The organism is Rathayibacter sp. AY2B3 (genome assembly GCF_002931755.1).
Lineage (GTDB): Bacteria > Actinomycetota > Actinomycetes > Actinomycetales > Microbacteriaceae > Rathayibacter.
Genome location: NZ_PSUG01000033.1, coordinates 1 through 24495, shown reverse-complemented (window position 1 = coordinate 24495; position 24495 = coordinate 1). Strand labels below are relative to the sequence as shown.

The following is a 24495-nucleotide window of genomic DNA, read 5'->3' as shown; positions in this document are numbered from 1 at the left end:
GGGCGTCAGAGCGTGGCTGCGCACCAGGTTGTGACGGCCTTCTCGAAGACAGCCGGGTCAGCGTTCCATTCGAGGGCGTGAGCGGAGGGCCGGGCGGGCACGAGAGGAGCCTGCTCGTGCGTCTGGCTGAACGCACGGGAGTCGCTGAACGGGGTGGTGCGGTCACCTTCGGAGTGGATCAGGAGTGCAGGCACGGGGACTTGCACTGACGCTCGGGTCCAGTCGAGAGCGTGGAAGTCCAACGGAACCGGCGACCCGAGGAGGCGGCTGAGGATCGGCGTCGCGAGGGCGGCTATGGCCGCGGAGGCGATGACGCGGGGGACGCCGGCATTGGCGGCGCTGTAGAGCACGCTGCTGCGCCAGCTGAGGACGGGGGAGACGAGGATCAGCCCGGCGATCTGCGAGCGGTGCGCCGAGCTCGTAGCGAGGCGCAGAGCGATCGACGCTCCGCTCGACCAGCCCACGAGCAGGACGCGGCGGGCTCCGCGCTCGAGCGCGAGAGCGATCGCGGCGTCGACGTCGGGCCACTCCGTCTGCCCCAGGGTGAAGGCATCCAGCGGCGCAGGCGGGCCTTCTCCGTCGCCTCGGAACGAGGGGACCAGTGAGGTGTACCCGGTCCTTCTGAGGGCGTGAACGGAGCGGAAAGCGCCGTCTCGTCCGGACAGGCTGCCGTGAACGTGGATCGCCCAGGTGCTCGCGGCGTCTCCGTCGCCGGGGAACAACCACGCGGGCGCGTCGCCCAGCTCAGTTGCGACCGGAACCTCCCGGGCCTCGGGGTCAAGTTCTTTCGCCGTGGCGAACACGTTGCCGATTGGTCGGCTGACGGAGCCGGCGGCGGGGGAGGGGCTGCCGGGAGGGACGGTCAGCGTTCGCTCGATGCCGTCCGCTCCGGTGCGCAGAATCGGGCCGAGAACAGCGTGCCGAGATTCGTCGTCGTAGAGCAGCCCGAGGGTACCGTCCTGCTTGGTGATCGGCGTGGGCGCGAGCACGATGCGATCGGGCGCCGGAACGGCGGCGATTGGTGTCGGCTTGCTGCGCTGGGGTCGGATGACGCGGCCGGCCACGGTCGCGACGATCCCGGCGCCAGCGGCACCGACGACGGCGGCGGGGATCGCGATCCAGAGGGCTCCCACGAGGGCTACGCGGCCTTCCCGATGCCGTTGCCGCCGATGACCCGAGGGGTGAATGCCCGGTCGGGTGAGATGAGCGCCCGCAGGCGCTCGAGCGCAGCACACGCGGCGGGAGTGAGGTCGATGTCCCCTCGAACCTGAGCGTTCTTGGTGCTCACGAGCACCTGCTGAGCGTGAGCGATGAGTCGGCGCTCTCCGAGATAGGTGGTGATGGTCGGCCGCTCGATGAGGTTGTGGCGGACGGCGTAGCGCGACGCGCGAGCGACGACGAGGCGGTGGCGGATGGGGAGAACGATCGCGGTCCATCCGATGCCCAGCATGATGATGAGCAGCCCGAGGAAGAAGGGGATTTCTGCAGCATTCCATGCGGAGTAGCGGAAGGCGTCTCCGCCGTATCCGAAGTGCGAGGCGGTAAGGAAGCCGATTTCGATCAGGCATCCCACGGTTGTCACGGCGAAGCCGGTGGTGAACACGACCTGCACTCCGCGCCAGTTGCGGCGGGCGTTGATGATCGAGGAGACGGACAACCACACGAGAGTCGCCATGTAGGCCGATCCGTAGAGCCACACGGCCGTCTGGTCGAGGCGATCGATGATGAAGTCCTTGCTCGTGTCTCCGCGGTCGCGGATGAGCAGGAACGGGACGATGTAAGAGCCGAACATGAGGGCGAGGCCCCACCGGCTGCCGATGCGGCCTTCGCCGCCGGCGCGACGTCCGAGAGCTTCACGGAAGAACCAGAATGCGGACGTGGCCGCGAGGTCGCGGACGAGGGTGATCACGTTGGATCCACCCAACAGGGTGTCGTAGGTGTCGAACGGGACTGGCCAGCCGTAGGTGGAGAGGGCGACGATGCCGCTGACGGTGGCCCAGAACGCGGGGCGACCGGCGGGTGACGCGATGGCACGGGGCGCGCGCACCATCACCAGGGCGATGAGGAGCGCGAGGCATACCTGCTGGATCATCCGAAATACGTTTCTTCGCTCGTCCTATTGAGTGTTTGGATGCGGCGGACCATGGCGAAGGCTACTTCTTCGATTGCAATCTCCGCCTTGGCTTCCACACTGTCCGGATCGTCGGTAGGCGCGCAGAGGTGCGTGGCGCCGGCCCTGCGGTCGGGGTGCACCAGGCGCGGGATCTGCTCGCTGAACCAGGCGTCGGGAGCGTAGACGAAGAGGATGTGAGCGAGCTCGTGGCAGGCGTTCTGGCTTTGGTAGTGCAGCTCGTCGCTCTCTCGGCAGACGACGGTGCCGAACTCGGCCGTGTCGATCCACAAGCCGGTGACCGTTTTGAAGGCAGTGCTGGCGGAGGCGATCAAGTAGATGGGCTTGCCGTAGACCTTCTCGACAGCCGCTTGCAGGTCATCCCACGTCGCGGCCGCGGGAAGGGCGAGCTGCGCTACGAACTCGTCGGCGGCTTGGACGATGGAGCCGCTGCGACCCTGGCCGTTGCGGCGGAGCATCCGCCACCGGCCGCGGCCTCGTTCCGTGGAGTCTGACGCCATAGGTGGACTCCGTTCGCCTGGCCGGGACAAGCTCATCCACTTTAGACGGCATTGCGCGCAGGGCGAAGCTGCGAGCCCGGCGGGGCGGAGCGTGCGCTAGCGGCGCAGCTCGGTGACGATTTCGGAGACGACGGCAGCGATGCCGCGCAGCTCGGCGGGCTCAATCGTGCCGAGGGAACGCGCAGCGACGCGCTCGATGCCGAGGGTGCGCATGGCACCGTCGAATCCCAGCCGCGCCTCCACGGCTTCGACCAGCTCGGGATCGTCGCGAAGGAGGTAGTCAGGGTCGATGTCGAGTGCTTCGGCCACGGCGAAGAGTACGTCGACTCTCGGCGCGGAGGGGAGTTGCCCGGTCATGAGCAGGCCCCATTCTTGGCGGTCGATCGAGGCCCCGCTGAGGAGAAGGATCTCGGAGATTTTGGTGCGGGAAGAGGTCGCATCGAGGCCACGTGAGTTGAAAACGAGCGAGAGACGGCGCGCCAGTTCGGCGGGCCGGAGTGCGCTGGATTCTTCACCCGTGGTGTTTCCGTCTACGACGTAGCCAACCAACTCCTTGAAGGCTACGCGCCCGCGAAGTTGCTTCACGAGTGCATCCAGGTCGGCGTTGGTGGCGTGCACGAGGGCAAGAAGTACCGGTACCGGCATATCTCGCTCGCCCTTGATGTAGCGGAGGACGGTCCGATAGGGGAGGCCGGCTCTTTCGGCCGCAGCCTTCACGTTGAAACCGGCTTCGTAGATGGCGCTCTTGACGGCCTCGCCTATTGCGGCATTGACGTTCGTTGAGTCCACCTCCACACCACGATTCTAGGTCGGCGGGTGTCGCCTGCCGTCAGTGTAGACAGGCAGTGTCCCATTTGGGCAACTCGCGAGTGTCCAAACGGGCATTTCTGGTCTAGGTTGGTGCTCACGGCGATGAAGGGGACCACCGGCATGAAGCACACACGGCAGCGCAACAGCGTTCAGCTCGGCGCGGTCGCCGTCGCAGTCGGGCTCGCCTTGGCGGGTTGCTCGAGCAGCGAACCGGCGGTGCAAACGTCCTCAGGCTCGACTCCTTCTGTATCGGCCACGCCCTCCGTTGAGGCATCCGCTGAGGAAACGCCCGATGCCGAGTCGGTGCCGCACGACCACGACGCCGAAGCTGACCCGGATGCCGAAACCGACTCGACGGCTCTCGCGACCCGCGCAGTGACACTGTTCTGTCGCCCGTCCCTCGACTACGACACGTGGATCGCTGAGCTGTACCCGGTGCTGTCGCAGGCTGCGGCGGTTGCTTACGAAACCGTCGACCCGGCGAACGTGCCCTGCACGGGCGTCACCGGTACCGCGCAGATTCGGGACACCGACGGTGCCTACACCGCGCGCGTCCTGGTCCCCACGGATGCCGGCGACTACTCGGTGTACGTGCACCGCCCCCTCGACACCTCTCCGTGGGCTGTCGAGCAGATCACCCCCTTGGCATCGGAGTAACCCGGTGGCGAAGGGGGGAGTGGGGGTGCTGGCAGCGATCATGGTGCCCGTCGTCGCGATCGCGATGCTCCTGTGGGTGCTGTTCTTCGGCGGCTCGGCCGCTGCGGCATGTCTGCCGGGCGGGGGACCGGTCAACGTGGCCGCGATCCCGGCAGATGCTCGAGTCGGTGGCTACGGCCACGATCAGCTCGTCAACGCGGGCCTGATCGTCAACGCCGGGGCCGCGAAGGGCCTCGGCGCGGACGGGCAGACGCTCGGCGTGCAGACGGCGATCGGTGAGTCCTCGCTGGTGAACATCAACTACGGGGACGGGGCGATCAACCCGGACGGCTCGGTCGCTGACTCGATCGGCCTGTTCCAGCAGCAGTCGAGCTGGGGCACCGTCGAGCAGCGCATGGACCCCACGACCTCCGCGGGCTTCTTCTACGACCGCCTCGTGGCAGTCGAGGGCTGGCAGACGATGGAGCCCTCCATCGCGATCAACGAAGTCCAGCGCAACGCCGACCCGAACCACTACACGAAGTACCGCGCCGACGCCGTGGCGATCATGGCCTACCTCGCCGGCCTCGGCAGCACCCCGGCCGCGACGACCGGGGCCGCAGTGCCCGTGTCGACGTCGACAGCCACGCCGCCCCCCGTGGCCGCCGGATGCGCGGCTATCTCCGGCGATGCGCAAGCTCTCGCGCAGGGCCTCGTGAAGGCGATGGATGAGGGGCGTCTGCGCTTCCTCGAGGACCGCTACGCGCAGCAGGTCCGCGACGTCGCCGCGGGCACCGCGTCGGCAGACTGCGGCCTCGACGTCCGCATCCTCCAGATCATCACCATTGCGCTGAACACGTTCGACACGGTGGGCGTCTCCGACCTCAACCGCAAGTGCACGAACGAGACCGGGCTAGGGGCGGGCACCGCCTCCTCCCACTACATCGACGGCGGCGGTCACGCGGTGGACTTCACCGCATTCAACGGCACCGCCACTACGGGCTGCGACGCGAACGCCTTGCAGCTGCTCAGCGTCCTCGACCCCCAGGTGCCGAACGGCTCGCGGGCCGGCCAGATCCAGTGCCGCTCGACCCACTACACGAACATCGGCGGGTTCTACGACACCCCGAACCACCTGCACTTCGACATGGGCTTCACCGACGCCCCTCTCACCCTCGCCGGATAACCGGACCTTCTCGGCGCCCCAACCGGCGGCACCGATAACCCCGCACCACCAACCAAGAAAACGGAGCACACCATGTCTGTTCTCGCTCTCTCCTCCGAGCTGATCACCGCCGCCGGCGCCCTCGCCGGTGTCGTGCCCGACCCGGGCCCCGGCGGCATGCCCCCCGGGTTCGAGGCCTTCACCACCGTCATGGGCTGGGCCAAGTGGGTCGGCCTCGGCGTCGCCGTCGTCGGCCTGATCATCCTCGGCGTCACCATGACCGTCTCCGCCCGCCGCGGCGAAGGCGGAGAAATCGGCGGCTGGCTCGGCCGCCTGCTCGTCGGCGTGATCATCGTGTCCGCCGCGTTCACGATCGTTGGCTTCCTGATGGGCGCGTAGCGTCCCGGGGAAACCAACCGATCAACGAAAGGCACGACGTCATGAGCGACACGGGATCCCGCAGCCCCTTCACCAGTCGAGGATTCATCTTCGGAGCGATCATCTTCGGAGTCCTCGTACTGGCGGCGATTCTGCTCGCTGTCACGTCCCTCGGCGGTGGTGGCGGGCAGCAGAGCGCGCCCGCCACCACCGCGACGCCGACGAGCGCGGCGACGCCCGAGGCCGACGCGGACGCCGCAAGCGTCTGCGGACTTCCCGGGTACGAAGAGAGCGGCACCCTCACCGCCGCCCCCGTGACCGAATGGACCATCGTCGGCACGATGGCCGCTCCCGGAGGCGCCGACGTCGGCCCGGGTGTGACCGACAGCGACGGGCTCCGCCGCTGCTACGCGCACACGGTGGAGGGTGCCCTGTTCGCCACGGCGAACATCTGGGCGATGGGTACCAACGGAAGCCTTGGCGACTCCATCACCGACAAGCTCTCGGTCCCCGGGCCTGGCCGCGATGCGGCAATGGCTCGCCAGAGCTCCAACACAAGCAACGGACTGAGCGCTCAGATCATCGGTTTCAAGACGCTGGCCTACACCGGCGACGCCGCGACGATCGATATCGCGTTCCGCCTGAACACGGGAGTACAGATGAGTATCGCAACGGAGCTGCGCTGGTCGGAGGGCGACTGGAAAGTCCAGCTCACCGACGACGGCCAGAGCTCCTACCGCCCGGTCACCCTGCAGAGCCTGGGTGGCTACGTGCCATGGGCGGGTGTTGAGTGAACCCCGCCGCCGCTACGGACGCCCCCTGCGACTTCTGGGACCTCGGATGCCAGGCCGGTCAGGGCCTCGGTGAAATCGTCTCTCAGGCATCGAACGATGCCTTGCAGCAATTCGTGAACAACATCCTCGAGGGCTACGGCAAAGCGATTGTCTCGCTAGGCACCCTCTGGGTGAACGTCCCCTCCCCGGTGACCGTGGTCGACAGGGGAGGCGGCGTCAACGGCGGCGGAACCCCGCCGCTGCCTGAGGCATTCGAGACGATCCTCGGTTACGTGACGTGGGTCGCCGCGGGCCTCGCCGTCATGTCGCTCATCATCGCTGGCGTGATGATGAGCAGCCGTCGTCGCCACGGCGACGGCGAGGCGCACATGGGCCGCATCGGCGTCATCATCCTCGCCGTGTTCCTGCTCTCCTCGGCATCCGCGCTCGTAGCTGGGTTCCTCCCGCTGGCGATGCACCTCAATGAATCCTCGAGCGTGGTCGGCTGGGTGCAGGGGCAGCTCGAGTGGTACGCCGGCGGCCTTGCAATCCTCTCGATCCTCGTCGCCGCGGGCCGCATGGTCTGGACGCAGCGCGCGGGCGAGCTGCGCACCCTCGCCCGCTCCGTGCTGACGCTGATCGCTGTCGCCGGGGCCGGCCTCGTCGTAATCCGTCTCGCCACGCAGGCGGGTGACGCCTTCTCCATCTGGATCCTCAACAACTCCACCAACTGCGACGTCACCAACGGTGAGAGCAACTGCTTCGGCACCAACATTTTCGCGATGATCAGCCTCACCGCGACCGCGCCCATCGGCCTGATCGGTCTGTTCTTCCTCGGCATGCTCGCCGTCCTGATGACCTATATCCAGATCGCTCTGATGATCTTCCGCGGCGCGATGCTCGTCGTCCTCGCCGGCATCTTCCCCGTCGCCGCGGCCGCGACGAACACCGAAATCGGTCAGCAGTGGTTCAAGAAGGCGATGGCCTGGACTCTCGCCTTCATCCTCTACAAGCCCGCCGCCGCGATCGTCTACGCGATCGCGTTCCGGATGACCGGCACCGACCTGTTCAAGTCGGACGGCACTGGCCTCTTCCAGATTGTCACGGGCCTCGCACTGATGCTGATCGCGCTCATTGCCCTACCTGCGCTGATGCGCTTCCTCGTTCCTGCTATCGCCTCGGTTGGTGGCGGCGGCGGCGCAGGACTCCTGCTCGGCGCAGCAGCGGTGAGCGGGGCCGGAGACATTGCCACCGGTGCGATCCGGGCTAGCAACGGGGGCGGAAAGTCCGGAGGCGGAGGCGGCGGCTCGTCGACGAACGGACCGACCGGAAGTAACTCCTCTCCGGGATCGCCAGCGTCGTCATCCGGGATGGGTGCAGCGGGTGCGGCGCCTACCGGCGGTGCGGGAGCTGCAACAAGCGGAGCGGGTGCCGGAGCGGGTGCAGGAGCGGGTGCCGGAGCGGCAGCCGGAGGCGGAGCGGCCGCAGGTGGCGTGGCCGCCGCTGGGCCGATCGGCGCCGGTGTCGCCGTCGCGATGAAGGCCGCCGAAGGCGCCAAGCACGCGGCGGGAGCCGTGAAGTCGGCCACCGACGACGCCACGGGCAGCAATCAGAACGGGAGCTAGACCATGACCACTACCGCACCTGAGCCGGTCAAGGCTCGCACCTACGGCAACTGGCGAAAGCCCCAGACCGCCGGCCTCGGCGGGCTCGGGCAGCTCGCCACCCTCGTGATGTTCGTGGGCATCTTGTCCTCGATCGTCGCGTCCATGTTCGCCGGCCTCGGGCCGGCACTCATCGTCGCTGGGATCTTCGGCGGCATCCTCCTGACCGTCTCGGTCAAGGACAAGCACGGGCAATCAGCCCTGGGAAGGACGGTGGTCCGCGTGAACTGGTGGCGCACCAAGAGCAAGGGAGCGAACATCTACCGCTCCGGCCCGATCGGCCGCGCGAAGTGGGGGACGTTCCAGCTGCCTGGCCTGGCCGCACCCTCGCAGCTCACCGAGCACGAGGACTCCCACGGCCGCCGGTTCGCGCTGATCAGCACCCCCATGACGAAGCACTTCACCGTGGTCCTGGCGACGGAGCCGGACGGCGCCGCGCTGGTGGATCAGGAGCAGATCAACAACCAGGTCGCGGAGTACGGCATCTGGCTCGCCAACCTCGGAGACGAGCCCGGTATCGAAGCCGCCTCCGTCACTGTCGAGACGGCTCCGGACACCGGCACCCGGCTGCGCGGGGAGGTCGAAGGGTCGATGGACCCCGACGCCCCGCTATTCGCTCGAGCGATGCTCGCTGAGGTCGTGGACAGCTACCCGGTCGGCTCCGCGACCATCCGCGCGTACATCGCGCTCACCTTCACGGCCACGGCTCGGATCGGCGGAAAGCGCCGCAACGCCAAGGAAGTGGCTGCGGATCTTTCCGCGCGCATTCCCGGCCTGACGAACTCGCTCGCAGCGACCGGCGCCGGTGCTGCTCGGCCTCTGAACGCGCAGGAGCTGTGCGAGGTCATCCGCACCGCCTACGACCCCGACGCTGCGGTGCTGATCGACCAGGCCCGCGCTGCGGGCGAGACAGCCGACCTCTCCTGGACCGACGTCGGCCCCGCCGCGGCCGAAGCCCACTGGGACTCCTATCGGCATGACGGAGCCGTGTCGACGTCGTGGACGATGACCGCCCCGCCGCGCGGCGTCGTGCAGGCCGGCATCCTCGCCCGTCTGCTCGCCCCGCATCGCGACATCGCCCGCAAGCGCGTCACCCTGCTCTACCGCCCCATCGACCCCGCCCGCGCCGCAGCGCTCGTGGAAGCGGACCTCAACGCTGCACAGTTCAACTCCTCGGCCTCGACCAAGCCGACCGCGCGCTCGACGCTCTCGACGCGCTCGGCGCAGGCGACAGCCGCGGAGGAAGCCTCCGGCGCCGGGCTGATGAACTTCGGCCTGATCGTCACCGCCACGACGATGCAGCGCACGCAGGAGCCCGAAGCGCGTGCCGCCGTCGACTCCCTCACCTCCGCCGCACGGCTGCGGATGCGACCGGCCTACGGATCGCAGGACTCCGCCTTCGCCGCCGCGCTCCCGCTCGGCCTGGTCCTCCCGCGGCACCTGCGCATCCCCAACGAGGTCCGAGAAGCGCTGTGACCTCGATGAGCGCGCAGGGGACGGCACCGGGCGAGTGTCCGGTGCCGTCTCCGCTTAAGTCCCACCGCCCCGCCCCGATCACTGCCGGAGGTTCCCAGTGAGCATCATCAGCACCAAGTTCTTCTCTCGCCACCGCGACGAGACGCCCGATGACGTCTCCACGGATGCCGACGAGCTGCCCACCGGCGCCGGCGGAGTCGATGAGGAGCAGGAAGCTCTCGACGTCGACGTGTTCGACACGGCCGTGCCCACGGGTGCGGTCGGTGCTCCGTCGACGGCGGAGGCCGCGTCGGCGTCGACGTACAGCCGTGCCGGCTCCCGCCGAGCCCGCAAAGAGGAGGAGGAGGCTGCTGCGGCTCGCGCTGCGGCATCACCGCTGGCGCGGGAGAAGCCCTCGAAGCGGTCGCGGAAGAAGCGGGCGATCCCGCACCAGGGCGGCAAGCAGAAGGTCGAGAAGAACGTCGCGCCGATCCGGCCGATGCGCCCGACCTCGACGGGGTGGCTGGGACGTGGCGGCGGGCAGGCCGTCTCGATCCAGCCCGCCGATGAGTTCCGCGCAACGACCGTGCAGGTGTGCGGGCTGTACCCGTTCTCGGTCGGCACCGGAACTCCCATGATCGGCGTGCCGCTGGGGAAGAACCTCGCCACCGGGGCGTCGGTGCTGTGCGATCCGATCAGCTGGTTCCAGCGGGCGCAGCTCATCTCGAATCCGTCGATGTTTGTCCTCGGTAAGCCGGGTCTCGGGAAGTCCTCGCTCACCCGCCGCATGGCGACCGGGCTCGCCGGATACGGCACCCTCCCGCTGGTCCTCGGTGACTTGAAGCCCGACTACGTGGACCTGATCCGCGCCCTCGACGGCCAGGTCATCACCCTCGGCCGCGGCCGCGGCTACCTCAACATCCTCGACCCGGGCGAGGCGACGGTCGCCGCGCAGCGACTCCGCGACGACGCCGACCAGGCCCTCGAGCGCGCCTCCGAGCTCGACGCTCGCGGCGAGAACTCGGCGGAGGAGCGCAAGCACGCGGTGAAGTCGCAGCGCCTCGCGTCGCAGGTGCTCGCGGACGCTCACGGCCGCCGGCACACGATGATCGCGGCGTTGCTGACGATCCTCCGCTCCGAGCCGCCGAGCGACCGGGAAGAGACGATCATCGACCGGGCGCTGAAGTACCTGGACGAGACGCACGAGGGCATCCCCGTCCTCGCGGATCTTCTGGCCGTGATCCAGGCAGCGCCCGACGAGATTCGCCAGGTCGCCCTCGACCGCGGCGACCTCGCCCGCTACAAGGCGATCACCGAGAACCTCGAAGCCTCCCTCATCGGCCTCACGACCGGCGGCCGGCTGGGCGAAATCTTCTCCCGCCAGACCACCACCCCGATGCGCCGGGATCGCCCTGTCGTCTACGACGTGTCCTCGATCGATGACTCCGAAGGCGATCTGCAGGCCAGCATCCTGCTCGCCTGCTGGTCCGCCGGCTTCGGAACGGTCAACGTCGCCTCCGCCCTCGCAGAAGCGGGGCTGGAACCGCGCCGGCACTACTTCGTGATCCTCGATGAGCTGTGGCGGGCGCTGCGCGCGGGCAAGGGCATGGTCGATCGCGTCGACGCGCTCACCCGCCTGAACCGTGCCCGCGGTGTCGGCCTGGCGATGATCAGCCACACGATGAGCGACCTGCTGGCCCTGTCCTCGCAGGAGGATCAGATGAAGGCCAAGGGCTTCGTGGAGCGCTCCGGCATGGTGATCTGCGGCGGGCTCCCCGGCGCGGAAATGCCGCTGCTGACCTCCGCAGTGCCGATGTCGAACGCGGAACAAGCGATGCTGACGAGCTGGCAGGACCCGCCCGCGTGGGACCCGGTATCGGGACATGAGTCGGAGCCTCCCGGGCGCGGCCGGTTCCTGATCAAGGTGGGCGGCCGGCCCGGTATTCCGATCCGGGTGCAGCTGACCAGCGCCGAGCTCGACGTCAACGACACCAACAAGCTCTGGCACACCACCTCCCGTGCCGGACGCGCGAACGAGCCGCTGGCGACCGATCCGGTCGTGGTGGAGATCCTGCCGTGAACCTCTGGCTGGGCTTCGTCGGAGTCGTGATTTTCGGCCTCGGCAGCCTGTGCCACGTCGTCGTGCAGGGCACCGACGTTTGGACGCAACGCACGTTGACCCGGCCACACGCGCTCTCGATCGCCGGCTGGCTGTTCACCGCAGCCGGCGCGGCGACCGTCGCCGCCGTGATGATTCCCGCGCTGCCATGACCTGCCCCTCGACCCTCGCGTTCGAGGGCTACCTGTGGTCCTGCGTCACCAGCTCGCCCTGGCATGAGTTCCACGCCGCGGACCTTCCGATCGAGTTCGTAGAACGCGGTCTTGCCCTCGTGCACTGGGGCACCACGCAACAGGCACCCGACGACGACCCGACCCCGCGGTGGGTCGGCCCGATCTACACGACCGAGAGGACGAACTGATGAGCATGACCAACAACCGCCGCAGAGAGCCGGGGAAGGCCGGCGGCGGGTTCGGGATAGCGATCGCGGCCGGCGGTGCACTCGTGGTGATCCTGGGGCTGTACATCGCGATTCGCGTCGGATCACAGGCGGACGGGGTCAACCCCGACATGAGCACCGACCCCTCGAACTTCGTCAGCGTCGTGGTCGACGTGTTCCGCGGCCGCCTCGTCTGGCCTGCGACTGCGACGTGGATTGCGGGCGGCATCGGCGCCGTTCTCGTCGTGCTGGTCGTGTTCCTCCTGCTGATCAAGTCCAGCGGCGGCAAGCACCGCACCCCGCTCGACTGGGCTGCCCGCCACATGGCGACGCCGAACGAGCTGCGTCAGATGCGCGGCAAGGAGGCCAAGCAGAAGTCGGCGCGTCTCGGTGTGCCCGACTCCTTCGGCGTCCCTGTGGGGGCGCTGCTGACGGACGGCCGTCCGCTCTACGCCTCGTTCGAGGACATGACGCTGCTGCTCGCCGGTCCCCGTGTGGGCAAGTCGACGTCGTTCGTCATCCCGGCAATCGCCAATGCGCCGGGCGCGGTCGTCACGACGTCGAACAAGCCGGACGTGCTCTATGCGACGCGGGACCTGCGTGCGCAGGCCGGCAACGTCTGGGTGTTCGATCCGCAGCGGGTCGCCGTCGAGCCGGCGTCCTGGTGGTGGAATCCGTTGTCCTACGTCACCGACGACACCAAGGCGGCCAAGCTCGCGCAGCACTTCGCGTCGGGGTCGAGCGAGCTCGGCGCACGAACCGATGCGCACTTCGAGCCCTCCGGCCGCGAACTGCTCGCGGGCTTCCTTCTGGCGGCGGCGATCGACGGCCGCCCGATCACCGACGTCTACGAGTGGACGACGACCCCGGGCGACGAGACGGCCGGCGACATCCTCGCAGCGAGTGAATGGACCCTGATGGCACGCAGCGTGCAGGGCTCCTCCCGCCTCGAGCACAGGGAGCGCGGATCGGTCTACTCGACAGCCCGCCGCATGGCGTCCTGCTTGAAGGACTCCGGCACCCGGCAGTGGGTGAACCGGCAGGGCGAGAACGACCCGCGCCCGGAGTTCGATCCGGCCGCGTTCGTGCGCTCGACCGGGACGCTCTACAGCCTGTCCAAGGAGGGCGCCGGCAGCGCCGGCCCTCTCGTCCTCGCCCTGACCGCCGCGACGGTCGAGGCGGCAGAGGAGCTGGCAGCGGTGTCGCCCGGCGGCCGGATGCAGACGCCGATGCTCGGCGTGCTCGATGAGGCCGCGAACGTCTGCCGCTGGCGGGACCTCCCCGACCTCTACAGCCACTACGGCTCCCGGGGCATCCCGATCATGTCGGTGTTCCAGTCCTGGTCGCAGGGCATCGGGGTATTCGGCAAGGAGGGCATGTTGAAGCTCTGGTCGGCCGCGAACGTGAAGCTCTACGCCGGCGGAATCTCCGAGCCGGAGTTCCTGGGCATGGTGTCCGATCTGATCGGCACCTACGACCGCGAGACGACCTCCGCGAGCATGAACAAGGGCGTGCGCTCGACCACCACCGCGTTGAAGCGAGAGAAGATCCTCGACGTCGCGGAGCTGGCGACGCTCCCGATCCCGCGGAAGGGACGCAAGACCGGTCGAGCGATCATGATGTCCTCCGGCTCCCGTGCAGCGATGCTGCGCACGGTGCCGTGGTTCGACGGCCCCAAGGAGTTCGTCGCGGGTATCAACGCATCGATCGCGCGGAACCAGCCCGGCGGCGCTGCACCGGCAGCACCAGCACCGGCGCCGGTCGCTGACCGGCCGCTCGCCCCGGTGGAGGGATCATGAGCGACATCTACGGCGGCGTGGACGACGACGACCTCACCCCGGGACCCTACGAGGGCGCAGAGGAGGAGCCGACGACGTTCTTTGGGTCAGCGGATGAGTTCGTGCGCAAGCAGCTGATCGGCACCTACCGGCGCCGCGTCATCCGGGGTGGCTCCGGCAGCGGACTGCGCTGGAAAGCCGCCTGGTGGTCGAGCGCGGAGGCGCAGCAGCGCATCGAGGCCCTGTGGCGAGCGTGGGAGGCCGCCAGAGCCGACGAGAAAGCCGGGATGAGCACCTGGTGGATCAACCACTGCGATCCGCACATGACCGCTCTGCTCTCCCCAGACGGGCCGTTCGCGGACTCGCAGGACGAGAACCGGGTCGGGGAACCTCTGCCCTACGAGCGTCCCGTCGAGGGCCTGTTCGAGCCCGACCGTCAGCCGCCGCTCTACACCGAGCGGACGACCGACGGAGAGCCTGCGGGCACCAACGCCTGAACGGCAAAGAAGAAGGGGAGCACCAGTCGGTGCTCCCCTTCTTCGCGCGTGGTGGCGGTTACCTGCTGAGGTCCCCACGGTCGGCGCCCTGGCCGCGGCCGCGGGTGCGCCGCGTCGACGGGACGGTGCTCGTGGCCGCCTTCGAGGTCACCGCGGAGCTGGCCGGGGTCGCGTGGGCGCTGTCAGCGCTCATCCGCGCTTCGATCAGGTGCGGCGGGACTCCCTTGGACTCCATCGCGTGAACGGTGGCCTGTCGACGCTCCGAGCTGTCGTAGGCCACCTCGCCCGCCTCGCGCGCCGCTGACGCACGAGGATCGGACGCCGGGGTCGTGGGGTCGCCTGAGGTGCCGTTGGCGCTCTGAGCGGCGTCCTGGCGCTCGGCGGGGGCGGTGTCGCGGTAGAGCTGCGCCTGCGCCCGGGCGTCGGCTGCGAGCTCGCGCAGCTCGTCCGGGCTCGCGTGCTCGGTGCCGCCGGCGGCGGCATCGCGGTCGTAGTCGTTGGCGCGCGCTTCCAGCTCGGCAGCCATGACGGCCTGGCCGTTGTCGACGTCGGCCGCGCCGGGAACCTCTCGAGCTGCTGCGTCGGATCGGGCGTCGTTGGCGCGGTCGAGCCGGTCCGCCTCAGCGATGAGCACCTGCGCCTCGGTCAGTTCGGTGCCGGCACGCGCGCGCTCGGGAGCAACAGCGTCCTTCCACTCCTCGACCAGTGCAGCACGAGCGGCTGCGACGGTCGCGGGGTCCGGCGTGGACACCTGGCCGGCGTCGTTCCAGTCGATCGACGTCTGGACGCGGTATCCCTGGAACCCGGCGGGGTCCGTGTCCCGCTTCCACTCCTCGGCCACCGACAGCTCGACAGTCGCGACGTCGCCGGCGAGAGCGGCGCGGTAGTCGGTGATGAGGGCGCGCTGCGCGCCGGTGTCCGGCTCCGTGCGGTCCCCGACCTGCATGGTGAGACGGTCCTCGTGGTGGCGGTGGTAGTGCTCCGGCGCAGACGTGGCCGCCCATTCCTTCGCCAGATCCAGCTCGGACTTTCCGCGGGTGGCGGCGTCGCGCAGGACGGCAGTGTCGACGCCGTAGCGCTCCATCACCTCGCGCTGCACGACGGCCGCGGCACGCTCCGCGATGGGGTCCTGGCCCTTCCACGCCTGAGCCGTCTCCGCGACTCGGGCGACGTCCTGGATGCTCGCGCGATCCCACCACTCCGGCCGGTCCACGACCTGCAACGTTGCTCGTGCGGCACCCCGCTCGGCGTCGAACCGCGCAGCGAGCTCGCGCGCCTGAGCTGCCGATCGAGCCTGCGCGTCGCGCGCCAACTCCTCCCGCAGGCGGGCGAACTTCTCGCCCATCTGCATCGCGATCGTCAGTGCTACTCGAACGTTCTGACCGACCTCCTGGCCGACCTCATCGTCACTCATGACTTCCTCCCCCTATGGCTGTCGTGCCTGGTTATCGGTCGAGTCCGCCGCGGTCGTGACCGGGCTTCTCGCGGGCGTCTCGGGCGCGCTTGGCGAGGAGCGCGTCGGCGCTCTCCTGCTCGCGCGGCGTGAGCTTGGTCGGCACCGGGCTCCCGGTCGGGAACGACGCGGCGACCGCCTCGCGCGACTGCCGCAGCTCGGGCGGCAGAGCGGCCCGCTGGGCCTCCCACGCCTCGGCCTTGTTCGCGGTGTCCTGCTTCGTGTAGCTGTCTCGCACTGCGGTCAACTGACCGCGGAGCGTCTGTGACAGCTCGCTCATCCGACGTGCGTCTCCGGCGGCCTTGTGCGCCGAAGCGATCGCGTGAGTCATGCGGGCGAGCTGGTGCAGCAGCAGCAGCTCAGCGGCCGCGTTCTTCTTCTTGCCGGCGGCCGCCAGGATCAGCGCAGTGGTGTGCGCGCTCGAGGGCATCGCTGCGGGTCGCGGTCGCGTCTCGTGGGCGCGCAGGTGTGCCGACCGCGCGAGCAATCGCGCAGCGTCCGCGAGCGGTCCGGGGGTGGGTTCCATGCGCCTCGACCACGCGGCGTAGGCGCCGGCCGTCTCACGCGCCACGTGTGCCCACGTCGACCGGTCGGACGGGTCGACGGAGTTGATGTACTGGTGCAACCGGTCCATGTCGGCGGCGTACTTCGCGAACAGATCGGGCGAGGGCTCGGCAACCTCGCGGCCCGGGTTCACCGGCTGATAGCGCCACGGGTTCTTCGACGTCGCGCGCCATTCCTCGGCCGCTTCTGTCGCCTTCAACGGCTCGTCCGGCCACCCCTCGCGCAGTCGCGGGAGGGTCAGGTCGCGCGCGAGGGTCCCGCCGCCGTGCCAGCGCACGGGCTCGTCCTTCTCGGGGCGCAGCGCCACGCTGTAGCCCTGCACGACGTCGTTGCGGCCCACCGCGAAACGCGGGCGCACCAGCAGCCCCTCTTGACGCATCCGACGCACGAACTCGCCCTCATCGACGCTGGACGATGCAGCAGCGCGGACGCTGCGCTCGAGGCGGCGCACGTCGGGCTCAACCGCGTTGCGTGTGCGGGCCGCCTCGCGGGCTCCGGGGACGATCCCGCGCTCTCCGAGCTCACGCCCCTCGGGGTGCAGCTGCGTCAGACCGTGATCGCGTTCCAGCTCACGGCTGACCTTCTGAGCGAGCCGCTTGTCGTAGGGGATGTGCGCCTTCGTCCCGTCCTCGCGCACGAGGGAGACGGCGATGTGGATGTGGTCGTTGCCGTTCTTCGACGCGCCATGACGAACCGCGACCCATCGCGCGTTCGCCTTCCCGATGTCGTCGCCGGCGAACCCCATGCGCTGCACGAAATCGGTGGCGATCGCTCCCCACTTCTCATCCGTCAGCGTGCCCTCTTCGGCACTGAGAGAGAGCGAGCAGTGCCACACGTGCGCGTCCTGCTTCACGACGGCCTGCTTGCCCGTCGACGGATCCAGGATCGGCTCTCCCGTCGCACGGTCGAACTGCTTCACGGACCGCATGACCTTCGTGCCGTACACCTCGGCCGGCTCGTCAAGATCGCGTGCGATCGCGAGAGCTGCGTCGCGGTCCAGCACCTCGTAGCCGTACAGCGCCATGATCGCGGAGTCGCCAGCGACCAGGTGCTGCTCGGTGTGCTCGTTCGAGCGACCGGGGCCAGCGAGATAGGTCATCAGCCCGCCCATCTGCGAGCCGTAGGTGACGTTAGGAATCACTTGCCGGCCACCGCACGGCACGCTGCGCTGATTTGCGGGACAAGTGCCGCGAACTGCGCTCGGAACTCCTCGACCTGTGCGGGGAACTGCCCCTCGGTGTTCGCGAACCGCGCGAGCTGGTTGAGGTTACGAGCCATGCCGCCAAGGTCAGCGCGAACCTGCATCAGCTCGGCCACTGCGCTCTTCCACTCGGCGTCCGTGCGGACCTGCGCGTTCATCGCAGACTCGAACAAGAGTCGCGGAACCGTGATGTCGCCGGCCACAACTGCGCGAGCCTGCAACGCCGCATCTTCTTCGGCGGTGACGTACACGCGGTAGTACTTCTCGCGTGCCCCCTCGGGTGCGTTCTCGCGCCTTTTCCGAGCGAACAACCGTCGAGGAGTCGACTCCGACACTCGAACCACCCGCCCTTCCCTTGCCAGCGCAGCGAACCCGCCACCCGGCGGGGACCACACCTCTAGTGTGCACCCGGAGCCAGCGCAGCGCCAGCCCGGCAAGCCATTTACCAGCGGTAAACGGACAGCTTGCTCCACAAACCGCTCTGTCCGAGCGTAGCGATGGTGCAGCAAAGCGGCTCCACGAACGGGTACCCGTCGCGGGAAGGAACAGCCTCCGGATGGGCGACGCTGCGGCGCCTTCCGGATGCCCATTTGGGCATGTAGCCTGATCCCATGAGCGACAACACGAGGAACCCAGAGGACGCCGCCGACGCCGCACGCCGGCTGCTCGAAGCGAGTGTCGAGAAGAGAGTCGCAGCGGTGCGCACGATCGTCACCGCCGCGAACGACACTGACACTGCACGCGCGGCTCTCACTGACGCGCAAAGTCGGCACACGAGGGCGTGGGCCGATGCGCTCGCTACCGGGTGGTCCGAGAAGGAACTCCGCGCAGCCGGAGTGCCGCGGCCCGACCAGTCCCGCGGCCGTGCACCTCGTTCGCGTCGCTCACCGGGGAGCGACAGCGCTCCCGGCGACTCGACGGAAAACAGCGCTACGGAATCGACTGACGACGCAGCCTGAGCGACCGGACGATCGCCTTCGTCGGTCCCGCAAGCCCCCACCGCGGTAGGACGGAACACGTAACGTCGACCGTGACGCAGCGACCCCCTCGCTCGCGTCGGAGCCCCCCGCTCGAGCACAGCTCGCGGGGGCTTCTTCGTTCCCGGGCTGATCGCGCCGGCTGCGGTCCGGCCGTCCATCCGACGCTTCACTCTTGCCTACGCTGATCACCCGTCAAGAGCGCTCCGCGTCCCTTCGGGATGCCCCTGCGGGGCACTCCTGACGGCTGCCCATCTCCGGCATCGCGCCGCTTATCGGATGGATGGCCTCGGTGCGTGCTCAGCCCCGTGATCGTAGCTCCGCGGTACGGATCGCAAGTTCCTCGCGAGCCTCGGCGGCGGCGCGCTTGCGTGCCGCCTCGCGCTCCCGAGCTGCCCGCTCGTACTCGTGCTGATCGCGCTTCATCTGAGCGATCACCCGATCCACTTCGTCCTGGTCGATGTTCGCCAGCCGTGCAGCCTCTGCGGCTCGCTCGGCGGCGCGTCGCTGCTGGTCAGCGGCCCGCTCCGCCGCAGCGTCACGACGAGCCTGGTCGAACCGCGAGTGCTCGGTGATGACCTGGCGGATCGCCCAGCCGTAGAACCCGAGAGCGTTGCGACTGGTGAACGTGTCCGGCACGCGGCGACCGTCCCGCGTCAGCCAGGCAGTGATAGCGCACATCAGCCCCTCGACGCTCCACTCGGAGACGTCGATCCCTGACCGCTCGAGCATCCCAACCACGTGACCGACGTGCACACCGCGAGCAAGCCAAGGGATGCGCTGAGCCAGCGCAGCGGCGAAGCGTTGAAGTTCAATGGGTCTCGGAACCGCCGGCCGACCGATCGAGCTGCGCCGTGTGTTACTTCCTCGTTTGGGCTGCCGCGAAGCGGCTTCCAAGCGCGGTCCACCGCGCGTTGGTGGGATCTTCTTAACTGGAGCTGTAGGAGGAACGTGGCGCCTACGGGGTAGGTGGACATTCTCCACAGATCGGGTGATCCGGCCGCCCTGCGAGACGCGGGACGGAACCGGAGCCGGCGCCGCGCACGCGGCGCGTAGGGCAGCCGCACGGGGCATCACGAGCGCGCGCGTGGAAGCCATGCGGAGCTGGCGGCCACCGTGCGCGAGCTGCGCGGCAACGCGCTCACCTCCGCACAGGTAACGGCCCTCGATGACGACTGCGGCGAGGCCCAACAGCAGCAGGATCTCTCGGGCGCGCTGCACGGTCCTCTTGCACATGCCCAGGCGATCCGCGACCGTCTGGTGCGCTGTCGTGACGCCGCGTCCCGTACCGACGTCGGCCGAGCGCATGTCCTCCTGAGCGACCAGCAGCAGCGTGTGCGGTGCGACCTTCACAGCCGCTCGCACGGCTTCGCCCTCGGGCGTTGCCAGGGCGTCCAACACGGCGTCGAACCACGCGCTACCGGACGTCCAGCACGGCAGCGGCGCGTAGGCGCCCGGTGCCGGCTCGGGGCTCCACGAGCCCGACCGCGATTTGTTCGGCCGCGACGCGGCCGCCTGTGACGTCTCGGATGCAAGCTCGACCGACCGCTCCCCTGAAAAAAGGGTGGGTCGGGAGTGCACGGAGACGAACTCCGCTGTTACGATGTGGTCATTCCTTCCGGGTACGTTCCGGCGGGTACACCGAAGGCCCGGCTGGTAACCGGTTCTTGGGTGGGACTGCTTCACACCTCTGAGTCGCCAAACTGTGCGAGGTGGGAAGCCAAGGCTTCTAGGCCCGTCGCGAGAGCGACGGGCCTAATGCGTTAACGGGTGTCGATGGGCAGCTCCTCATCGGAAAGAAGGGTCGGCTGCGACGGCCACCACGAGGGAACACCCTCGTCGGTCAACTCGCTTTGCACGTGCTCGACCAGGCGCTCGAAGAACACCGCCGACGACACGTTGGCGTGCGACGCCATGTCGTTGAAGCGATCGCGCGCCTGCTTCTCGACGGTCCAGGCAACGTTGGTGGGTTCCACCATCGTTCCTCGGGGACGCCGCGTCGTAGCCATGTGATTAACGTAGAGCTGTGGCTGTGATTAGCGCGACGCGACACGCCGCTTTAGATGCCCATTTGGTCACTCGCGGCTGAGGGCTACTCCGCTGCGGGAAGCGGGAGCGTGACGTCCACCGCGCGGAACTCCGAGACGGTCGCCCGCTCGACTGCTCGGTAGACCGTCGAGCGCGTCACACCGAACTGCTCCGACAGCTCCGCGACGGTGTAGTTCCCGGAGCGGTACTCCGCGACCAGGTGCGCCTCGATCTTCGGGGAGAGCTTCGGCGCGCGGCCGCGCAGCCGGCCCTTCGCCTTGGCGACCCGCATGCCCTCCTTCGTGCGCGCGCGGATCAGGTCGCCCTCGAACTCCGCGATCATCGCCAGCACGTTGAACAGCAGCCGCCCGATCGGGTCGTTCGGGTCGTGCAGCGACCCGCCGATGTTCAGGCGCACTCCCCTGCGCGTGAGCTCGTCCACGATGTCGCGCGCATCGGTGATCGAACGGGCGAGGCGGTCGAGCTTCGTCACGAACAGAGTCGAGCCAGCGTCGCACGCGGCCAGGGCCTCGCGCAGCGCGGGCCGCTCGCGGTTGCTGCCGGTGAGGCCGGCGTCGACGTAGATCCGCTCCGCCGGCACACCGGCCGCGAGCAGCGCGTCACGCTGCGCCTGCGCGTCCTGCTTGTCCGTCGAGACGCGGGCGTATCCGATCAGCTCAGCCATTGGACCAGTATCCCGTTTGACACCCCCCAACCGAACAAATCACCGGACGGGTCTAACGGGACACTCAGCACCGCGGATTTTCGCGGCGCTCGATGTCGCGTCTGCGTGTACCGGTCACCGATCCCCATACGGAACACGCTGCAGCGAATGCCGGTAAGCGACCTGGGGCACGGGCGACGTCGGCTGCGGCGGGAACCGCGGGCAGCGGTCGTGTGTACCGGGATGACGCCTTCCCCAGCCGAGGTCGATACGCTCGCCACTCCGAGGAATGAGGTGGTCGTATGTACGGATCGAAGAGGCTCATCGATTTTGCCGTGGCCGAGGAGCAGGCACGGCGGCAGCGCATGGAAGCCGACCGCGAGACCGCGGATCACGGAGACGATCGCCCTGAGGGGTTCGATGCGAGCTCCACCCCTCTGCCCAGCTACAGACCTCTTGCAAGCGGCCGGGGCGACACTGCTAGCGACGACGCGGAGTAGCCCAGTCGCACAGTGCCGCGAGAACACACGCGCTGAGGAGCGCAACGACGCCGCGAGAAACGCCGCTATAGGTGACCGGTTTAGGATCCCCATACGGGACGGCCTCGAGCACCCCGATAGTTACAGTGGGCGCATGAAAGCAGAGCTGCACGATCCGCGCGACCAAACCTTGCAGGTCGACGATCCGACGTACCGCGTCCACTTCTGGTCCGAAGACGGCACGTCGAACCAAGAGTGGGAGCTCTCAGAAACCGACCTCGACGAGGTGCTGGCCTGGATCCCGAAGCGAGCTCACGGCCGGCCCCATAGCCTCTGGGTAGTTACCCGCAGCGACCAGGACGTCTGCCTCATCCGTCTTCGCGGCATCGACCTAGACGCCGCCGAGAGTTACTGGCCAAGCTGGGCGGCACGCACCTACTCAGCCGAATCCAAGTGAAGCGCTGACCGATTCCCTTACGGGACGGCCGGTACGCCGACTCTCTCCCCGACTCCGTGTCACGCCATCAGGGGTGCAGGGTTGAGCCAGACTGGCCGAGTGTCAGTACTGCGCCATTGGGCGCCACTCCCCTTCGTCGCAGTCGCCGTCGTCACGACGGTGATCCTCACCGCTCTCCACCTGGTCGAGCTGTATGTGCTGACTACCCAGCAGCTCGCGCAGGACGGGATTGGGGAAAATCCCCCAGGAACAGTCGCGTTCTTCGCGGTCTACCTCATTCCGTCCGCCCTGATCGAAGGTGTGCTCATCGGGCTGGCCACATTCGCTGTCGCTCGGCTCCTGAAGCGCGGCCACCGAGTCTCGCAACGCGCGATCGCACCGCTCGTCGGCCTGGTCGCGGCGGTCGTCGCCCTCTGCCTGATGGTGGTGCCGTTGATCGGATACGCCACAGGTGGGCTCCTCCAGCTGGACGCCGGGATCGCGGCCCTCCTCTCGGGCGAAGCTGGAAGCGGACCGGCGAACCTGATCGCAACCATCGCGCTCGCCCTCCTCCTCTACGTCGGAGCCTTCACCCTGAGCGCACGCCGTCTCTTCCATACCACTGCGGCCGCGGACGCTCACACCCGCTGACATCTACAGCTCCTCGGATGGTCCCGCTGGACGATCCCCTCACGGGACGGTCGGATCACCGGGATTGATCCGCCCCTCCGAGTCGCGGAAGTACGCCTACTACGGGTGAGTCACGCCAAGCAGCCGCTCGTGCTCTGCCTCGCTGGCCCTCCGCCAGCCGTAGGGCGCGACAACCACGTAGGTCACGCCGGCCTCCTCAACTCGGAGTCGTCCATCAGAGAGCCCACCGGTCTCCACTTCTTCATCGATCCACACGAGCAGCTGCGAGGTCCAGTCCGCAGCGTCTCGCGGGGCGGCGTAGATCCAGGGCTGGTCACTTCCCGACGACGGCAACGCGATCCTGATCCGAGCCGTCTGACCGCTGACCTGAACAAGCCGCAGGTCGAGCAGACCCGCGACCAGCCGCACATCGTCAATCCGGTAGCCGTACTCCGGCGCCGGAAAACGCCGCCGCATCCCGACCGCCTCGAGCGCTGCGGCTAGCTCGGCATCTGGCAACACGAGCTGATCCTTCCGCAGGTCCCCCGCGATCCCCTTAAGGGACGCCGTTAGGCAGATCGAAGCGTCAGTGGACGATGCCAGCGGGTGCCGGTCGCGCGACTCGGCCGTGATCTGGCTGGCGGGCTCGGAGTGAGGACCTGGTGAGGAGGAGACCCGCAGTGACAGCAGCCAGCGACGTAGGGACTCCAGTGAAGGGCAAGGTGTCCGCGACATCCCACGGGAGGAAGAACGCTCCGGGGTCGGTGAGCGGGTTGATGACCATGAGGAGCCCCACACCGATCAGCGTGACGGGTCGTCCGGGTGAGAGGACGAACGCGCCGAGTATCACGAGCGGGAAAACGACGGTCCAGAGGATCGTCGTGGTGATCCACGTGAAGTCCGACTGCGTGGCGCTGTAGCAGCCCTCATCTAGGCCACTGAAGCACGAGCTCCAGTGCACCAAGAACGCGGCGACAGCAGCAGCGCCAAGCGATGCGACTGTCCATCCAACGAACGGGCCTGACTTCGTAAGTCGCGTCATGGGCTCACCATAGGACTCGAAGGAGAACCTGAGATAGGTCCGCGCGGTCGAAGCGAAGGCCACTGTCGCACCCCCGCTCGCTCCGGTGGACGATTCACCTACGGAACACATGATCGTGCAACCGTGCCGTGTGCTGCTCAACCGACGATCACGGCGGTACGCAGAGCCAGAACCCAGCTTGTGACGGCGCCGACTACGCCCAAGGCGAGCAGCAGCGACCTCCCTCGAGCGTGGGAGCGCGTGCTGAGGCGCATCGCTACGATCAGGAGTACGAGGGTCGCGAGGGCGACAGAGCACAAAGCCGGCCACGCGACGTAGAACCCCGTGCACTGAGGCGGAAGGGACTCGTTGCATGCGAACGTGAATCCGTCGAGGAAGACGCCCGCGACAAGGGCGAGGAGAGTGATGGCGCCCGCGATCACGGCGGAAGTCTTGAGCGACAGTGTCTGCACAACATCACTCTCGGACCAGTGAGTGAACGGCAGGAGCGCACTGGGCCACCCGGGTCGGATCCACACCGGTGAACGATGGCACTCGGAGTCGTCGCGGCGATCGTCGGAGTGCTGCTTTTCTGGATCGGCGCGCACCGCCAGCGCCGGTGAACCGTTGACCGATCCCCATATGGGACGCGACGCTTGGAACGTCGAGGAGGATGGCTGTTATGCCAGTCGTCTTCGATGGAACCGTGTGGACGCACTACTCCCAGCTGCAACTCACAACCGGCGCTGCGTCGGTT

25 protein-coding genes are annotated in these 24495 nt (G+C 68.4%); 13 read left to right on the top strand and 12 right to left on the bottom strand.

What is annotated here, in order from left to right; genetic code table 11:
- Positions 1-5: 5 nt before the first annotated feature.
- The 4 genes from C5C24_RS11875 to C5C24_RS11865 all read right to left on the bottom strand — a co-directional run bounded on the left by C5C24_RS11875 (position 6) and on the right by C5C24_RS11865 (position 3426).
- Complete coding sequence (locus tag C5C24_RS11875; protein ID WP_181110254.1) at positions 6-1133, bottom strand: S9 family peptidase; 1128 nt, start codon at positions 1131-1133, stop codon at positions 6-8.
- Between the two features lie 5 nt (positions 1134-1138).
- On the bottom strand, positions 1139-2092 hold the full coding sequence (locus C5C24_RS17995) for a hypothetical protein (RefSeq protein WP_104338040.1): 954 nt from the start codon (positions 2090-2092) through the stop codon (positions 1139-1141).
- Entirely contained in the window at positions 2089-2589 is a 501-nt protein-coding gene (locus C5C24_RS11870) for a hypothetical protein (protein WP_104305036.1), read from the bottom strand. The genes C5C24_RS17995 and C5C24_RS11870 overlap by 4 nt, the downstream gene beginning before the upstream one ends.
- 138 nt (positions 2590-2727) lie before the next feature.
- Complete coding sequence (locus C5C24_RS11865) at positions 2728-3426, bottom strand: helix-turn-helix transcriptional regulator (RefSeq protein WP_104277462.1); 699 nt, start codon at positions 3424-3426, stop codon at positions 2728-2730.
- Positions 3427-3543: 117 nt separating this feature from the next.
- Here C5C24_RS11865 and C5C24_RS11860 point away from each other — a divergent pair, with 117 nt between their 5' ends.
- The 11 genes from C5C24_RS11860 to C5C24_RS11805 all read left to right on the top strand — a co-directional run bounded on the left by C5C24_RS11860 (position 3544) and on the right by C5C24_RS11805 (position 14285).
- A complete protein-coding gene (locus C5C24_RS11860) occupies positions 3544-4098 on the top strand; it encodes a hypothetical protein (RefSeq protein ID WP_146082606.1) in 555 nt (184 codons plus the stop codon).
- Between the two features lie 4 nt (positions 4099-4102).
- The gene (locus tag C5C24_RS11855; protein WP_104317397.1) at positions 4103-5263 is read left to right on the top strand and encodes a hypothetical protein; all 1161 of its coding nucleotides are present in this window, start codon (positions 4103-4105) and stop codon (positions 5261-5263) included.
- Between the two features lie 72 nt (positions 5264-5335).
- Positions 5336-5641: a hypothetical protein gene (locus C5C24_RS11850; RefSeq protein ID WP_104277465.1), complete on the top strand. Its 306-nt coding sequence runs from the start codon at positions 5336-5338 to the stop codon at positions 5639-5641.
- A gap of 41 nt (positions 5642-5682) precedes the next feature.
- Complete coding sequence (locus C5C24_RS11845) at positions 5683-6414, top strand: hypothetical protein (RefSeq protein ID WP_104277466.1); 732 nt, start codon at positions 5683-5685, stop codon at positions 6412-6414.
- 101 nt (positions 6415-6515) lie between these two features.
- The gene (locus tag C5C24_RS17990) at positions 6516-8018 is read left to right on the top strand and encodes a hypothetical protein (protein WP_181130015.1); all 1503 of its coding nucleotides are present in this window, start codon (positions 6516-6518) and stop codon (positions 8016-8018) included.
- A gap of 3 nt (positions 8019-8021) precedes the next feature.
- A complete protein-coding gene (locus C5C24_RS11830) occupies positions 8022-9533 on the top strand; it encodes an SCO6880 family protein (RefSeq protein ID WP_181065741.1) in 1512 nt (503 codons plus the stop codon).
- Between the two features lie 478 nt (positions 9534-10011).
- Positions 10012-11592 (top strand): ATP/GTP-binding protein, encoded by a 1581-nt coding sequence (locus C5C24_RS11825; RefSeq protein ID WP_243502574.1) that lies wholly within the window; start codon positions 10012-10014, stop codon positions 11590-11592.
- Positions 11589-11783, top strand: coding sequence for a hypothetical protein (locus C5C24_RS11820; RefSeq protein ID WP_104277468.1), 195 nt, complete (start codon positions 11589-11591; stop codon positions 11781-11783). Before C5C24_RS11825 ends, C5C24_RS11820 begins: the two co-directional genes overlap by 4 nt.
- A complete protein-coding gene (locus C5C24_RS11815; RefSeq protein WP_104277469.1) occupies positions 11780-11992 on the top strand; it encodes a hypothetical protein in 213 nt (70 codons plus the stop codon). The genes C5C24_RS11820 and C5C24_RS11815 overlap by 4 nt, the downstream gene beginning before the upstream one ends.
- Positions 11992-13809: a type IV secretory system conjugative DNA transfer family protein gene (locus C5C24_RS11810; RefSeq protein ID WP_104305032.1), complete on the top strand. Its 1818-nt coding sequence runs from the start codon at positions 11992-11994 to the stop codon at positions 13807-13809. Before C5C24_RS11815 ends, C5C24_RS11810 begins: the two co-directional genes overlap by 1 nt.
- Entirely contained in the window at positions 13806-14285 is a 480-nt protein-coding gene (locus tag C5C24_RS11805; RefSeq protein WP_104305031.1) for a DUF4913 domain-containing protein, read from the top strand. The genes C5C24_RS11810 and C5C24_RS11805 overlap by 4 nt, the downstream gene beginning before the upstream one ends.
- Positions 14286-14343: 58 nt before the next feature.
- On the opposite strand, the gene C5C24_RS11800 is transcribed toward C5C24_RS11805, so the two are convergent.
- The 6 genes from C5C24_RS11800 to C5C24_RS11775 form a co-directional block, all read right to left on the bottom strand.
- The gene (locus tag C5C24_RS11800; RefSeq protein WP_146082605.1) at positions 14344-15699 is read right to left on the bottom strand and encodes a hypothetical protein; all 1356 of its coding nucleotides are present in this window, start codon (positions 15697-15699) and stop codon (positions 14344-14346) included.
- 31 nt (positions 15700-15730) lie between these two features.
- Positions 15731-17443 (bottom strand): relaxase/mobilization nuclease domain-containing protein, encoded by a 1713-nt coding sequence (locus C5C24_RS11795; RefSeq protein ID WP_146082604.1) that lies wholly within the window; start codon positions 17441-17443, stop codon positions 15731-15733.
- Complete coding sequence (locus tag C5C24_RS18640) at positions 17440-18093, bottom strand: MobC family plasmid mobilization relaxosome protein (protein ID WP_104305028.1); 654 nt, start codon at positions 18091-18093, stop codon at positions 17440-17442. The genes C5C24_RS11795 and C5C24_RS18640 overlap by 4 nt, the downstream gene beginning before the upstream one ends.
- A 687-nt stretch (positions 18094-18780) precedes the next feature.
- Positions 18781-19881, bottom strand: a complete 1101-nt coding sequence (locus tag C5C24_RS17675) for a hypothetical protein (protein ID WP_146082603.1) — start codon at positions 19879-19881, stop codon at positions 18781-18783.
- Positions 19882-20243: 362 nt separating this feature from the next.
- Positions 20244-20459, bottom strand: coding sequence for a hypothetical protein (locus tag C5C24_RS11780; protein ID WP_104277476.1), 216 nt, complete (start codon positions 20457-20459; stop codon positions 20244-20246).
- A 113-nt stretch (positions 20460-20572) separates the two neighbouring features.
- Positions 20573-21193 carry a recombinase family protein gene (locus C5C24_RS11775; protein WP_104305026.1) on the bottom strand — a complete coding sequence of 207 codons (621 nt, stop codon included), beginning with the start codon at positions 21191-21193 and terminating at the stop codon, positions 20573-20575.
- A 612-nt stretch (positions 21194-21805) separates the two neighbouring features.
- On the opposite strand from C5C24_RS11775, the gene C5C24_RS11765 reads away from it, so the two are divergent.
- On the top strand, positions 21806-22108 hold the full coding sequence (locus tag C5C24_RS11765; RefSeq protein ID WP_104224256.1) for a hypothetical protein: 303 nt from the start codon (positions 21806-21808) through the stop codon (positions 22106-22108).
- Positions 22109-22207: 99 nt separating this feature from the next.
- Positions 22208-22738 carry a hypothetical protein gene (locus C5C24_RS11760; protein WP_104317398.1) on the top strand — a complete coding sequence of 177 codons (531 nt, stop codon included), beginning with the start codon at positions 22208-22210 and terminating at the stop codon, positions 22736-22738.
- 99 nt (positions 22739-22837) lie between these two features.
- Here C5C24_RS11760 and C5C24_RS11755 read toward each other — a convergent pair whose 3' ends face one another.
- The gene (locus C5C24_RS11755) at positions 22838-23239 is read right to left on the bottom strand and encodes a hypothetical protein (protein ID WP_104305024.1); all 402 of its coding nucleotides are present in this window, start codon (positions 23237-23239) and stop codon (positions 22838-22840) included.
- Positions 23240-23303: 64 nt separating this feature from the next.
- Positions 23304-23759, bottom strand: coding sequence for a hypothetical protein (locus tag C5C24_RS11750; RefSeq protein ID WP_146082601.1), 456 nt, complete (start codon positions 23757-23759; stop codon positions 23304-23306).
- Positions 23760-24495 lie beyond the last annotated feature (736 nt).